Origin of the sequence: Streptomyces sp. SCSIO 75703, assembly GCF_036607905.1 — a bacterium.
In the GTDB taxonomy this organism is placed as follows: Bacteria; Actinomycetota; Actinomycetes; order Streptomycetales; family Streptomycetaceae; genus Streptomyces.
In genome coordinates this window covers 3,582,898-3,595,759 of the sequence record NZ_CP144555.1, presented here as the reverse complement: position 1 = coordinate 3,595,759, position 12,862 = coordinate 3,582,898, and the positions used below count along the sequence as shown (strand labels likewise).

General features: G+C 74.9%; 11 protein-coding genes. 7 read left to right on the top strand and 4 right to left on the bottom strand.

Features of this window, described 5'->3' with window-relative positions; translation table 11 throughout:
- Positions 1–134: 134 nt before the first annotated feature.
- Complete coding sequence (locus tag VM636_RS15690; protein WP_030420126.1) at positions 135–1,664, bottom strand: trypsin-like peptidase domain-containing protein; 1,530 nt, start codon at positions 1,662–1,664, stop codon at positions 135–137.
- A gap of 271 nt (positions 1,665–1,935) precedes the next feature.
- On the opposite strand from VM636_RS15690, the gene VM636_RS15685 reads away from it, so the two are divergent.
- The 3 genes from VM636_RS15685 to VM636_RS15675 all read left to right on the top strand — a co-directional run bounded on the left by VM636_RS15685 (position 1,936) and on the right by VM636_RS15675 (position 4,980).
- Positions 1,936–2,763: a glycerophosphodiester phosphodiesterase gene (locus tag VM636_RS15685; RefSeq protein ID WP_030420125.1), complete on the top strand. Its 828-nt coding sequence runs from the start codon at positions 1,936–1,938 to the stop codon at positions 2,761–2,763.
- A gap of 82 nt (positions 2,764–2,845) precedes the next feature.
- On the top strand, positions 2,846–3,484 hold the full coding sequence (locus VM636_RS15680; RefSeq protein WP_037858096.1) for an ATP-binding protein: 639 nt from the start codon (positions 2,846–2,848) through the stop codon (positions 3,482–3,484).
- A gap of 530 nt (positions 3,485–4,014) precedes the next feature.
- Positions 4,015–4,980 (top strand): DUF5926 family protein, encoded by a 966-nt coding sequence (locus VM636_RS15675; RefSeq protein WP_030420123.1) that lies wholly within the window; start codon positions 4,015–4,017, stop codon positions 4,978–4,980.
- Between the two features lie 241 nt (positions 4,981–5,221).
- On the opposite strand, the gene VM636_RS15670 is transcribed toward VM636_RS15675, so the two are convergent.
- Together VM636_RS15670 and VM636_RS15665 are read right to left on the bottom strand one after the other, a co-directional pair.
- Entirely contained in the window at positions 5,222–5,794 is a 573-nt protein-coding gene (locus VM636_RS15670; protein WP_078855891.1) for a hypothetical protein, read from the bottom strand.
- A 113-nt stretch (positions 5,795–5,907) separates the two neighbouring features.
- The gene (locus tag VM636_RS15665) at positions 5,908–6,576 is read right to left on the bottom strand and encodes a bifunctional DNA primase/polymerase (RefSeq protein ID WP_030420121.1); all 669 of its coding nucleotides are present in this window, start codon (positions 6,574–6,576) and stop codon (positions 5,908–5,910) included.
- A 618-nt stretch (positions 6,577–7,194) separates the two neighbouring features.
- Here VM636_RS15665 and VM636_RS15660 point away from each other — a divergent pair.
- On the top strand, positions 7,195–8,598 hold the full coding sequence (locus tag VM636_RS15660) for a PP2C family protein-serine/threonine phosphatase (RefSeq protein WP_053913063.1): 1,404 nt from the start codon (positions 7,195–7,197) through the stop codon (positions 8,596–8,598).
- Between the two features lie 239 nt (positions 8,599–8,837).
- Positions 8,838–10,295: an aminopeptidase P family protein gene (locus VM636_RS15655; RefSeq protein WP_338484889.1), complete on the top strand. Its 1,458-nt coding sequence runs from the start codon at positions 8,838–8,840 to the stop codon at positions 10,293–10,295.
- Between the two features lie 78 nt (positions 10,296–10,373).
- Here the strand turns inward: VM636_RS15655 and VM636_RS15650 are convergent, their stop codons facing one another.
- On the bottom strand, positions 10,374–10,817 hold the full coding sequence (locus VM636_RS15650; protein WP_338484887.1) for an ATP-binding protein: 444 nt from the start codon (positions 10,815–10,817) through the stop codon (positions 10,374–10,376).
- A 222-nt stretch (positions 10,818–11,039) separates the two neighbouring features.
- Here VM636_RS15650 and VM636_RS15645 point away from each other — a divergent pair, with 222 nt between their 5' ends.
- Together VM636_RS15645 and VM636_RS15640 are read left to right on the top strand one after the other, a co-directional pair.
- Positions 11,040–11,861: a hypothetical protein gene (locus VM636_RS15645; RefSeq protein ID WP_030420117.1), complete on the top strand. Its 822-nt coding sequence runs from the start codon at positions 11,040–11,042 to the stop codon at positions 11,859–11,861.
- Between the two features lie 139 nt (positions 11,862–12,000).
- The gene (locus VM636_RS15640; protein ID WP_030420116.1) at positions 12,001–12,744 is read left to right on the top strand and encodes a YcnI family protein; all 744 of its coding nucleotides are present in this window, start codon (positions 12,001–12,003) and stop codon (positions 12,742–12,744) included.
- Positions 12,745–12,862: the final 118 nt, after the last annotated feature.

Below are 12,862 nucleotides of genomic sequence, written 5' to 3'. Positions count from 1 at the left end.
ACGGGAGGCCCGCCTGCCCCGAGGTGGCCGAGGTCACGGGCCGGGCGCGCCGCGGGCACCCGGGCGGGAGGCACCCCCGGGCACCGCCGGCCGGGCAGGCACCCCGGCCGGACAGGCGCCCGGTGTGGGCCGGGTCAGTCGTCGCCGGTCTTGGAGCCCAGGGTGAGGTCGGTGGTGTGCTGCTTGCCGCCGCGCTCGTAGGTGACCGTGACCTTGTCCCCGGGCTTGTGGGTCCAGATCTCGCCGATCAGCGTGGGCCCGGAGTCGATCACCCGGTCGTCCAGCTTGGTGATGACGTCCCCGGGCTTCAGCCCCGCCGCCGCCGCAGGGCCGCCCGCCTCGACGGGTGCCGAGCCGCCGACGCCCTGGTCGGTGATCTTGGCGCCGTTGGTCGTCTCCTCCAGGGAGACGGACGCGCCGATCTTCGCGTAGACCGGCTTGCCCGTCTTGATCAGTTGCTGGGCGACGAACTTCGCCTGGTTGACCGGGATGGCGAAGCCGAGGCCGATGGAGCCGGCCTGGCCGGTGCCGAAACCGCCGTTGCTCGTGGACTGGATCGCGGAGTTGATCCCGATGACGTTGCCCTGGGCGTCCAGCAGCGGGCCGCCGGAGTTGCCCGGGTTGATCGAGGCGTCGGTCTGCAGGGCGCTCATGTAGGAGGGCCGGCTGCCGGCGCTGCCGTCGCTGGAGGCCACGGGGCGGTTCTTGGCGCTGATGATGCCCGTGGTCACGGTGTTGGAGAGGCCGAAGGGGGCGCCGATGGCGATGGTGCTGTCGCCGACCGCCACCTTGTCGGAGTCGCCCAGCGGCAGCGGGACGAGGTCCGAGGGCGCGTCGACGAGCTTGATGACCGCCACGTCGTAGCCCTGGGCGTGACCGACCACCCGTGCCTGGTACTTCTTGCCGTCGGGGAAGGTCGCGCTGAGTCTGCCGCCGTCGACCGCTTCGGCCACCACGTGGTTGTTGGTGACGATGTGGCCCTGCTTGTCGAAGACGAAGCCGGTGCCGGTGCCGCCCTCGCCGTTGGTGGACTCGGCCTCGATGGTGACCGTGCTGGGCAGCGCCCTGGCGGCCACGCCGGCGACCGTGCCGGGGTCGCGCTTGACGGAGCCCCCGGTGTCGGAGGCGGCGACCGTGGTCGAGCCCGTCGCGTCGTTGTTGCGGGCCAGGGTGTAGCCGAGGCCGCCGCCCAGGCCGCCCGCGACCAGCGCGGCGACGAGGACCGCGGCGACCAGGCCGCCCCGGCCGCGGGGCTTGGGGGCGGACGGCTGGTACGAGGAGCCCCAGCCGCCGCCGGAGCCTCCCCATCCGCCGCCGGAGCCGTCCCCGCCGCCGTAGGAGGGGAGGGACGGCGGCGGGGGCGGGGGCGGCCAGGAGGCGTCGGGCGCCTGGCTCCCCGGGGCGCCACCGTCCTGGTGGGGCGCGTACGACGGCGCGTTGGGCGGCGCGGCGGGCGCCTGCGGGGCGTCCTGCGGGTCGGGAGCGCCGTGCGGACCCGGCGCGTGCCGCGGGTCGGACGCGCCGTACGGCGCCGCGGGCGCGGGGGGCCGCGGTCCGCCGTCGCCGGACGCGGCCGGGTGCGGGGAGGCTGCGGGAGAGTCCGCCGGCACGGGAGGTGCGGGCGGGGCCGGGGGTACCGCGGTGCCCTCGTTCTCGGTGCTCACAGCTTCTCTCCTCGGTCCATCCACGGCTGCCTCCCGGTCGCACGGCTCACGCGCTCGCCCACGTTCACGCGGGCCGCTCCACGCTCCGGCGCGGGTGCCGGGATACGGGTCTCGTCGTATGCCATCAGCTTTTCCCACGGGCCGTCAGAGCACCATAAGCGGTCGCTGTGCGTCCACGATTCTTCTTTATATAGGTCATCCAAGGCTAAACGGACGTGAGGCCGTCGCATCCGTTCGCCCATCCACCCGCACACGGTGGCACCATGACGCGGTGACCCACGCACGACAGCAACCGATCCAGGTCGTCGCCCACCGCGGAGCCTCGGAGGAGGCGCCCGAGCACACCCTCGCCGCCTACCGGAAGGCGATCGAGGAGGGGGCGGACGCCCTGGAGTGCGACGTGCGCCTGACCGCCGACGGCCACCTCGTCTGTGTCCACGACTGGCGGGTCAACCGTACGTCCAACGGGCGCGGTGCCGTCTCCGCACTGGAGCTGTCGGATCTGGCCGCGCTGGACTTCGGCTCGCGCCGGAGCCGCGAGTCCTGGCGGCGGCGCGGTGAGGAACCGGACTGGGTGCACCGGCCCGAGGACCGCGAGGAGACCTCGGTGCTGACCCTGGAGCGGCTGCTCGAACTCGTGGCGGACGCGGGGCGGCGCGTGGAACTGGCCATCGAGACCAAGCACCCCACCCGCTGGGCGGGGCAGGTCGAGGAACGGCTGCTGGACCTGCTCCGGCGGTTCGGGCTCGACGCCCCGGCCGCGCCCGAGGAGTCCCCGGTGCGGGTGATGAGCTTCTCCGCCCGCTCGCTGCACCGGGTGCGGGCGGCGGCGCCGACGCTGCCGACGGTGTACCTGATGCAGTTCGTCACACCGCGGCTGCGCGAGGGCCGGCTGCCCGCCGGGGTGGACATCGCGGGCCCCTCGATCCGGATCGTGCGGAACAACCCCGGGTACGTCGAACGACTGCGGCAGGCGGGTCACCCGGTGCACGTGTGGACCGTGAACGAGCCCGTGGACGTGGACCGGTGCGTCGAGCTGGGCGTCGACGCGATCATCACCAACCGGCCGCGCGCGGTGCTGGAGCGCCTGGGGCGCTGAGCTCCGGGCCGCCACCCCTCTGCGTGAGCCGTACACGACAGGTGGTGCACCGGCGCGTTCGGCACGTGTCCCGCCGTGTCGAATGCGTCACCACGGGGGGATCGACCGGTTTCCGGCCCTGGCCGGTGGGGCATCCACACCGTGGCGTGGGGCGAAGGAGGTCTCGGGGGTGGCGTTGGTGGTGGCACAGGAAGTGCCCACGTCGTCGAGCATGGCCGTACCCCATGGCCCTGCGGGCGTGGGGGAAGCACGACACCGGATGCGTGAGCAGTTGCGCGGAGGCGGCGTGGCGGAATCGGTCATCGACGACGCCGTACTGGTTCTTTCGGAACTCTTGAGCAATGCGTGCAAACACGGCCGTCCGCTGGACGGCGTGGCGGTCGGCGACGGTGCCGTGCGCGCCGCGTGGCGGGTGGACCCGGCCGGCCGGCTCCTCGTGGAGGTCACGGACGGCGGCGGACCGACCCGGCCCGCCCCGGCGACCCCGTCGGTCACCGCGCACGGCGGCCGGGGGCTGAACATCATCACCGCCCTCGCGGACGACTGGGGGGTACGGGACGACGTGCGCGGGGAGGTCACGGTCTGGGTCGTCGTGCACACCGACGTGTACGACCCGGACGCCGGGCACCGGCGCGACGACTTCGTCAGCCGGGTCGTGGCACCGGCGGTGGCGCACCTGCCCGGTCTGGACTTCGCCGAAGCCTTCGACGACGTGGGCTGACCCGCCGGCCCGCCCCCTCCGGCCGGCCGCCTGCCCCCGGCCGGTCCGGACGGCCGGCCGATCCCGTCCCCCTCGGCCGACCCGGCAGACCCGGCACGCGCGCCTCGGCGCGGACGGCCCGGCTGCCGCGGACGACGGGAACCAGGCCGGACGACCAGAACTCCATCGCCGACGCTGCCGCCCCGGACGCGCCGGACGACGCCGGCGCCTCGGGACGGCCCGGACCACGTGGGCGGGCCGCACGGCTCGTGGTGGAGCGCACGCGTACGGGCCCGCTGCCGGCGGGGACGGGCCACATCAGCGCGGCGGGCCCCTCGTCCCGGTCTGGTGTCCCGCCCATCGCGCGCGGCGCCCGCCCGTCACGTACGGCGCCCGCCCGTCACGCGCGGGCCCGTCCCGGCCTCCCGCCCCCGCCGGGGCCCGGTCCGGCACCGGCCCGCCGCCCGGTCGTCCACAGGGTCCGGTCCGCCGGTGGGCGAACGGCTAGGCTCGCGCCGTACGAGAAGAGCCGCTACCGGGAGACACCCACGATGGCCAAGAAGCGACCCCAGACCAAGGCCGGGCGGCCCCGGCTCGACGAGGGAGCGATCCCGGTCGTCGGAGCCCGTGAGCCCTGCCCCTGCGGCAGTGGCCGCCGCTACAAGGCGTGCCACGGCCGGGCCGCGGCGCAGGCCACGACCGAGCTCGTGCAGCGCCCCTTCGAGGGACTGCCCGGCGAGTGCGACTGGGTGGCCCTGCGCGAACTGGTCCCCGCGGCCACCGTCGGCCTGACGCTCGCGGACGGACTGCCCGAGGGCGTCCCCTCGGTCACCCTGGCCACGGTGCTGCCGATGGCCTGGCCCGCGCTGCGCCGCGAGGACGGCTCCGTCCTCCTCGGCCTGCAGAACGACACGGCGTCCGGCGACATCAGCCGCGACCTCGCCGACACCCTCCGGCGCGCGCTGACCGCCGAGCCGGGCACGCCGGTGCAGGGCCGCCGGGCTCCCGCCGACGGTCCGCGGCTCCAGGACCTCCTCGCCCCGGAGGGCGCCTTCGAGCCGGTGGTGCACACGGGCTTCGAGTTCTGGGTCCCCGACGCGGAGAACGCGACGCCGGAGGTGGCCGCCTCCCTGGAGCGGGCCAACGCCGCGGCGCTGCCGACCGTCCGCCTCCAGAGCGCCGACGCCGCCTACTGGTGCGAGACGCCGGAGAAGAACCACCTGCGCTGGGTCATGCCGCACGAGGAGGAGCGGCTTCTGGACGCCCTCGCCCGGCTGCACGCGGCGGGCCGCTCCTCCCTCGGCGAGGGGACCCGGCTGGTCGGTTCCTTCCGTGCCCACGGGCTCACCGTCCCGGTGTGGGACCTGCCCGGCGGGGTCGGCGCGCAGGACGTGGAGAAGCCGGCGGCCGAGTTCGCCGAGCGGCTCGCCGAGGCCCTGGCGACGGAGGCGCCCCTCACCCCCGAGGAGCGCCGGGCGCGCGGTGGGCTGACGAACCGCCAGGTCACGCTGAGCTGACCCGGCTCCGCGACACCGGTCCGGCCGGGAGCCGGCCGGGCCGGCCGACCGATGTGGAGCGGAGCACTCCGTTCCTAACTCCCCCCGGACACAGGCGAGTCGGTGACCGGAAAACTGAGATCGAATTTGCTAACCGCCGATCTCTTGTTACCGTTCCCGTAGCCCGGTTGCTGGTGCATCCCCCGTCGCCAGCAACCGGGTCTTTCCGTGCCGCCGGCCGTTCACGCACCGCGTTCGCCGCTCAACCGCCCGTTGCCGTGGCGAAGTTGCTCCCGGACCGCAGCAGGATCCCGCCACCGTCCCGTGCGGAGAACTCGGCGACCGCCTCGTACCCCTCCGCATCGCCCCGCAGCCGCTCCCGCGGCGTCTCGCACACGTCGGGGGCGTCCCCGGCACCCACCGGACAGCGCGCCCGCACACTCTGCCCGCCGGGCCCCGTGAGGCGGAGCACCGCCTCCAGCGGTTGTCCGGTGGCGTTGCGGTAGGAGGTCCGCGCCCAGGTCTCGGCCCCCTGCGTCAGCACACAGGTGCGCGCCCGCACGCCGTCGGGCGCGCCGAGTTCGGGACCGCAGCGCATGGCGGTGGCGGCACCGGGCGGCAGCGGGGAGCGGTCCCCGCCGCCGGGCGCACCGGCCGGGGCGGAGGCCCCGGACACGGTCGCGCCGGTGTGCGGCGCGAGGGTGCGCACCGCCGGAGGGGCGTCGTCGGTCAGGTCTCCCCCGGTCCCGGAGCAGGCCGTGGCACAGGACAGGGCGACCGCGCCCAGCACGGCACCGAGGACGGCGTACCGGCGCGGGGCACGGCGACTCGGCAACGGTGCGGTCCGGCGGGGTCTCGCGGCGCGGCGGTCTCCCGCGGCATCAGGCGACATGCGGCGGACGATAACGAGCGCGGGCCCGCCCGGAGGCCGCCCGCGCCCGACACTCCCTACAACTCGGGCGCGCTCACACCCGTCCGGGTGAGGGCGTCGACCACCGCGTCCACGACGGCCTCCACATCGGGCACCCACGGCGAGGCGGAGCCGGGCAGCGGCGCGCGCTCCCAGCGGACCTCACCGGTGCCGGTCTCGCCCGGCGGCAGGGCGAGGTAACCGCCCTCCCCGTGGAAGCGCAGCGAACCGGGGACGTGGTCCTTGGCGTAGAGGAGTTCGCCCAACTGCTCCATGGTGTACGGCCGCACGAGGACCGCCCAGCGGGAGGGCGAGGCGACGACCGGGCCGAGCCGCATCCCGGCGCGGTCCAGCGCGGCCAGGGCGCGGGCGGCCGGCAGGGCGGGCAGCGAGACGGCGCACGGGGCGCCGCCCCCGGTGGCGAGCACGATCGGTGCCGTCGGCCGGTTGCTCCACCACCAGCGCACCATGCGCCCGTCCGTGGTGGCCGCGAGCAGGCCGGGGTCGAAGGGGTGCGCGCCGGGCACCGTGCACTCCGCGTCGGGGCACGTACAGCGCGACCGCGCCTCCGGGTCCGGCGCCGCGCCCGGGAGGACGGGCCACTGCCATTGCGTCGCGTAGGTCAGGGCCGCGCCGATCAGCTCAGGCCGCCCGTCGTCGTCGCGCCGGGACAGGAGCCTGCGTCGCTTTCCGAGGATCTCGCGCATGAGCGCTCGTTCCTTTCCGTTGCACGCCTGGCAACACCGTGGTCACATCACACCATGTGTCGATCACTTCGCTGTGCGGAGCTCGTTCGCGCATCACACCCCCGCTCTGGGCAGGGGGCACCCCTCTGGGCCGAACTCTGACTGCGTCCGCGGCGGTTGCGCCCGTACTGCGTCGATCACGGGCACGGACGTGGCGCGGGGTGGCGAAGTCTGGCGTTTGCCGTTCCGCGTGGTTCTCTTCGCCTCCGCCGCGGGAGGATGGGGCACGGCCGTCGGTGGATAGGACGCCCGGGTCCGTCGCCAGGTTCCGGGGGGACCCGGCCACCCCTGGCCTTCACCGAAGTACGTACCCATCACGACCGTTGTGACGCTCCGTGGAGCACCCCCAGTCGACCGCAACAAGAGGTCCCATGGGGCAGTTTCGAGCCAACTTCACTCTTCCGCAAGAGGCCGGGAGGAAGGTCTCCCGTTCCCCTCGGACACCAGGAATCCCCGCAGGACAATGCTGGACATCTCCTCACGAGTGCGTGTACATGTGGAGACACTGCTGCGGCGCAGAACAACATGGGGGTTTGCGATGCTTTTGAGCAGTAAACACCGGTCGGAAAGCCGGACGCCATGACCGCCCCACACCCCGCGAAAGTGGCTGGAATCGATTCGACGGTTCCCTCCCCCGCCCACACTGTCGCGCCCGCCGGCCCGGAACACGCGCCGGCCGCGCCGCCCGCCCCGGCCGACCCGCCGGGCGTCCTCCTCCAGGACCGTCTCGCCGGCTGGATCTCCGACCTGACGACCCTCCACGAACTGACCGAGCGGCTGACCGGCACCGGTTCCCTCGCCGAGGCACTCCAGGAAGTGCTGCGCGCCGGTGCCGCCCTGGTCGGCGCCCGGCGCGGCCTGGTCGTCCTGGAACCGGCCGACGGACACGGTCCGCGCGGCACCGTCGGACTGGGCCTGGCCCGCGCCGACCTCGGCCTCCTCGAGACCGTGCCGCGCGCCGCCCTGCCCCACTGCCGGCTCCTGGAGGCACCGCCGGGCCCGCCCGCCGAGGCCGGCATCGCCGACCCGGACCTGTTCGCCGCCGAGGGGCTCGACCCCCGCCACCGCGAGGTCGCCGCCCGCCTCGGCTACGCCGCGAGCTACGCCCTCCCGCTGAGCGCGCGGGGCACCGGACGGCTGGGTGCCGCCGTCTGGCTCTACGACGAACCCGCCGAACCGGCCGAGCGGCAGCGGCACCTGGCCGGGCTGTACGCCCGGTGCGCGGCCGAACACCTCGCCCGCCTCCTGGAACTGGAGCGCACCCGCACGGCGATGGCCACCCTGGCGGAGGAACTGCTGCCCTCCCGTCTGCCACGGGTGCCCGGTGTCCAGCTCGCCGCCCGGCACCGCACCGGCCCGCGCGGCGGCGGCGACTGGTACGACGCGCTGCCGCTGCCGGAAGCCGCGCTCGGCCTGGCCGTCGGCTCCGTGACCGGCTCCGGCCCCAGCGCCGTGGCCGCGATGGGGCGGCTGCGCGCCTCGCTGCGGGCGTACGCCGTGATGGAGGGCGAGGACCCGGTCGCGGTCCTGTCCGACCTGGAGCTGCTCCTGCGGCTCACCGAGCCCGCCCGCTCGGCCACCGCCCTGTTCGGCTACTGCGAGCCCGCCCCGCGCCGGATCACCCTGGCCGGCGCCGGGCACAGCCCGCCGCTGCTCGTCGGCGACCACCGCACGGAGTTCGTGGAGACCTCCGTCTCCGCGCCGCTCGGCATGCTCGCCTGCTGGGAGGCGCCCAGCGTGGAGATCCAGGCCGAGCCGGGCGAGACGGTCCTGCTCTACACCGACGGCCTGCTGCACCGCACCGGCGACCCGGCCGACCGCGCCTTCGCCCGGCTGCGCGCCGCGGCGGCGGGCATCCCCCGCTCCGCCCGGCACGACGCGGACGCCGTCGCCGACCACGTGCTGCGCACGGTCCTGCCCGAGGGCGCGGGCGACGCGGACAGCGAGGAGGACGTCGTCCTGCTGGCGGTGCGGTTCGAGTAGCGGCGCGCGCCGGCCCGGCGGCGGGCCGCGCCCCGCCCATGACGGGCGGGCCCGCGCGCCGGCCCGCCGAGGGATCGGCCGAAAACGTTCGCTCCGACGCCCTCGCGCCCCTTCGAGACGCCCCTTGCGTCCGGATATCGGACAGTGATGCACGGTGTAAGCGGTACTGCAGCCCTGTGCCCCCTTCCGCACGACCGTACGATGGGGAGTGGTCCAGTGCCGCGACAAGGAGGAAGACCGTGACGGAGGAGCTCCCGGAGACCCCGGAAGGCACCGAGGAAGAGCCGATCAAGCAGCGCAAGAACGGCCTGTACCCGGGCGTGTCCGACGAGCTGGCCGAGAACATGCGGTCGGGCTGGGCCGACACCGAGCTGCACGACCTGGAGCCGATCGCCCAGGCCGCCGAGACCGCGGCCCGCCGCGCCGCGCTGTCCGCCCGCTTCCCCGGCGAGCGGCTGGTGATCCCCGCGGGCAACCTGAAGACCCGTTCGAACGACACGGAGTACTCCTTCCGTGCCTCGGTCGAGTACGCCTACCTCACCGGCAACCAGACCGAGGACGGCGTCCTGGTCCTGGAACCCGAGAGCGAGGGCCACTCCGCCACCCTGTACCTGCTGCCGCGCTCCGACCGGGAGAACGGCGAGTTCTGGCTCGACGGCCAGGGCGAGCTGTGGGTCGGCCGCCGCCACTCCCTCACCGAGGCGGAGCGGCGGTACGGCATCCCCGCCTCCGACGTCCGCGAGCTGACCGGCCTGCTGCGCGAGGCCACCGGCCCGGTGCGCGTCGTGCGCGGCCACGACGCCGGAATCGAGGAGGCGCTGACCGACAAGGTCACCGCCGAGCGCGACGAGGAGCTGCGCGTCTTCCTCTCCGAGGCCCGTCTCGTCAAGGACGAGTTCGAGATCGGCGAGCTGCAGAAGGCCGTCGACTCCACCGTGCGCGGCTTCGAGGACGTCGTGAAGGTCCTCGACAAGGCCGAGGCGACCAGCGAGCGCTACATCGAGGGCACCTTCTTCCTGCGCGCGCGCGTGGAGGGCAACGACGTCGGCTACGGCTCGATCTGCGCCGCCGGCCCGCACGCCTGCACCCTGCACTGGGTCCGCAACGACGGCCCGGTCCGCTCCGGCGAACTGCTGCTGCTCGACGCGGGCGTGGAGACGCACACCTACTACACGGCCGACGTCACCCGCACGCTGCCGATCAACGGCACGTACACCGAGCTGCAGAAGAAGATCTACGACGCCGTGTACGACGCCCAGGAGGCCGGTATCGCGGCGGTGCGGCCGGGCGCCAAGTACCGCGACTTCCACGACGCCGCGCAGCGCGTGCTGGCGGCCAGGCTGGTCGAGTGGGGCCTCGTCGAGGGCCCGGTCGAGCGGGTGCTGGAGCTGGGCCTCCAGCGCCGCTGGACGCTGCACGGCACCGGTCACATGCTCGGCATGGACGTCCACGACTGCGCCGCGGCCCGCGTGGAGACCTACGTCGACGGCACGCTGGAGCCCGGCATGGTGCTCACCGTCGAGCCGGGCCTGTACTTCCAGGCCGACGACCTGACCGTGCCGGAGGAGTACCGCGGCATCGGCGTCCGGATCGAGGACGACATCCTGGTCACCGAGGACGGCAACCGGAACCTCAGCGCCGCGCTGCCCCGGCGGTCGGACGAGGTCGAGCGGTGGATGGCCGCCCTGAAGGGCTGACCCCGCGCGGGCACACGCGGACGGCCGGGTACGTGCCCCGTACCCGGCCGTCCGTGTGCCGTGGGGCGCCCGCGGTGGTCACACCGCCGCCAGGGGGGCGTCCTCGCGCCATTTGAGGACCTTGTCGAAGCTGACCACCGCGCCGGCCCGGCCCTGCGCGCCGCCGACGTGCACGTGGTCGGCCAGCTCCCGGATGAGGCACAGGCCGCGCCCGTGCTCCGCCTCCGGCGAGGCCGCGCGGACCGGCCGCCCGGGGAAGCCGGGGCCCGAGTCGGCGACCTCGATCCGGCACCGCTCGCCGTCCAGGTAGGCCGTGACGCGGTACGCCTGCGAGGGACCGCCGGGCCCGTCCGGACCGCCGTGCTCCACCGCGTTGGCGCACGCCTCGCCGAGGGCGACGGACAGGTCGAAGGAGATGTCGGGGTCGACGCCCGCGGTCTCCATCGTGCCGACCAGCAGACGGCGCGCCAGGGGGACGCTCGCGGCCTCGCGCCGCAAATGGAGTGACCACCAGATGCTCATGCTCCAGCCTCCCGGCCACGGCTCGACATACCGATACGTATTGCCCCCCACCCCGGGCCATAAGCGCGGTCCGTACGCCGGAACGCCCATACGGCGGATGCGTCCCCGCAGTGATCGGTGTATGCCGGGGCGCCCCCGGCCGGGCGGTGACCATACGGTCGTACCGCATCGTGTGGACCTGCCGTACGGGATCCCGGGGGCCAGTGGGATGATGGGCCCGCCATGACTGCCCCCCACCCGCCTACGGCGCGCTCCGGAGCCGACCTCCGGTTCCTGCGGGCCGCGGTGTTCGCCGCGGTCTGCGTCGTGCTGGCCGCGGCGGGGCACACCCTGGCCTCCTGCGCCGCCGTTCCGCTGTGGACGCTGGGCGCCGGGTTCCTCGGAGCGGTCCTGGTCGCCGTGCCCCTCGCCGGGCGCGAGCGTTCCCTCGCGCTGATCACCGCCCTGCTCACGGCGGGCCAGACCGCGCTGCACGCGCTGTTCGGGCTGGGCCAGCACGCCGGCGCGACGGCGGCGTCCTCCGGCGCGGCGGACGGGGCCATGTCCGACGCCTCCCTCGTCCAGCAGGCGGCCCGCCTGGTGTGCGGGACCACCGCGGCGGCCATCAGCCCCGCCCAGGCACACCGCATCCTCACCGACGCGCGGCTCGTCCCGCCCCCCGGCACGGGTGGCGGACACCCCGCGGCGGACACCCTCGGGAGCCCGGCCGCCGCCCTGCTCCCCTCCCTGCCGATGCTGCTCGGCCACGCCCTCGCGGCCCTCGCCGCGGGCTGGCTGCTGCGGCGCGGGGACCTGGCCCTGACCCGGCTGATCGCCCTGTCCGCGCACTCGGCCCAGTCGGTGGCCGAAGGCGCCCTGGTCCGGGCGCTGCGGGCGGCGCTGGCCCTGGTGCGCGCGCTGCACACGGGGCAGGCCGCCGTACCGGGCACGGGGCCGCGGCTGCCGCACCCGGCCCGCCGCGCGCCGTCGAAGCCGCACACCGTCGTGCTCCAGCACTCGGTGATCCGGCGCGGACCGCCGAGCGCCGTCGCCCTCGCCGCCTGACACGACGCGACCACCGCCCCGCTTCCGCCGAGCGCGGAGCCGGAGGGGGCCGCCGTCGTGCGGCCCGCGCGCGCCCGCGCGCTCTCCTCCCTCCGTCCGGTGCAGCACCGGACCTCATCCGAAGCGGAGCACTCCCTCCATGAAGGTTTCCCGTATCGCCGCCGTCGGCGCCGTCTCCGGCATCGCCGTCCTCGCCCTCGGCGCCCCCGCGTTCGCGCACGTCACCGTGCAGCCCGAGGGCACCGCGGCCAAGGGCGGCTACGCGGTCGTCGACTTCAAGGTGCCGAACGAGCGCGACAACGCCTCCACCACCAAGGTGGAGGTCACCTTCCCGGCCGACCAGCCGCTGGCGTCCGTGATGCCGCAGCCGGTCAGCGGCTGGAAGGCGGAGGTCACCAAGTCCAAGCTGGACAAGCCGCTGGAGGTGCACGGCAAGCAGATCGACGAGGCCGTCACCAAGGTGACCTGGACGGCGGACGGCAAGGGCATCGAGCCGGGCTTCTTCCAGAAGTTCCCGGTCTCCGTCGGCACCCTGCCCGCCGACGCCGACCAGATGGTCTTCAAGGCGATCCAGACGTACTCCAACAAGGAGGTCGTGCGCTGGATCGAGGTGCCGCAGGAGGGCCAGGAGGAGCCGGACACCCCCGCGCCCGTCCTGACGCTGTCCGCCCCCGAGGGCGACGGCCACGGCGCGTCGGGTGCCGACGCCGACGACAAGGCCGGCTCCGGCACCGAGAACACCGCCGCCGAGGGCTCCGCCTCCGGAGACGGCAGTGACACCACCGCCCGCGTCCTCGGCATCGTCGGCATCGTCGTCGGCGCCGCCGGCATCGGCTACGGCGTGCTGGCCGGACGCCGGCGCGACTCCGGGACGTCGGCGTAACCACGCCCGCCGGTGCGCCGCCGCCTCGGCGGCGGCGCGCCCACCCGTCCGGTGGGTGCCGGGGTCCCTGTCGTCCGGGGACCCCGGTGCCCGCCGGGGTACTTCACATCTGGGACAT

Bases quoted from the DNA above. Each gene is read 5' to 3' on its own strand.
- VM636_RS15650 (WP_338484887.1), bottom strand. From the start codon at position 10,817: ATGAGCATCTGGTGGTCACTCCATTTGCGGCGCGAGGCCGCGAGCGTC.
- VM636_RS15675 (WP_030420123.1), top strand. From the start codon at position 4,015: ATGGCCAAGAAGCGACCCCAGACCAAGGCCGGGCGGCCCCGGCTCGAC.
- VM636_RS15640 (WP_030420116.1), top strand. From the start codon at position 12,001: ATGAAGGTTTCCCGTATCGCCGCCGTCGGCGCCGTCTCCGGCATCGCC.
- VM636_RS15665 (WP_030420121.1), bottom strand. From the start codon at position 6,576: ATGCGCGAGATCCTCGGAAAGCGACGCAGGCTCCTGTCCCGGCGCGAC.
- VM636_RS15680 (WP_037858096.1), top strand. From the start codon at position 2,846: ATGCGTCACCACGGGGGGATCGACCGGTTTCCGGCCCTGGCCGGTGGG.
- VM636_RS15645 (WP_030420117.1), top strand. From the start codon at position 11,040: ATGACTGCCCCCCACCCGCCTACGGCGCGCTCCGGAGCCGACCTCCGG.
- VM636_RS15660 (WP_053913063.1), top strand. From the start codon at position 7,195: ATGACCGCCCCACACCCCGCGAAAGTGGCTGGAATCGATTCGACGGTT.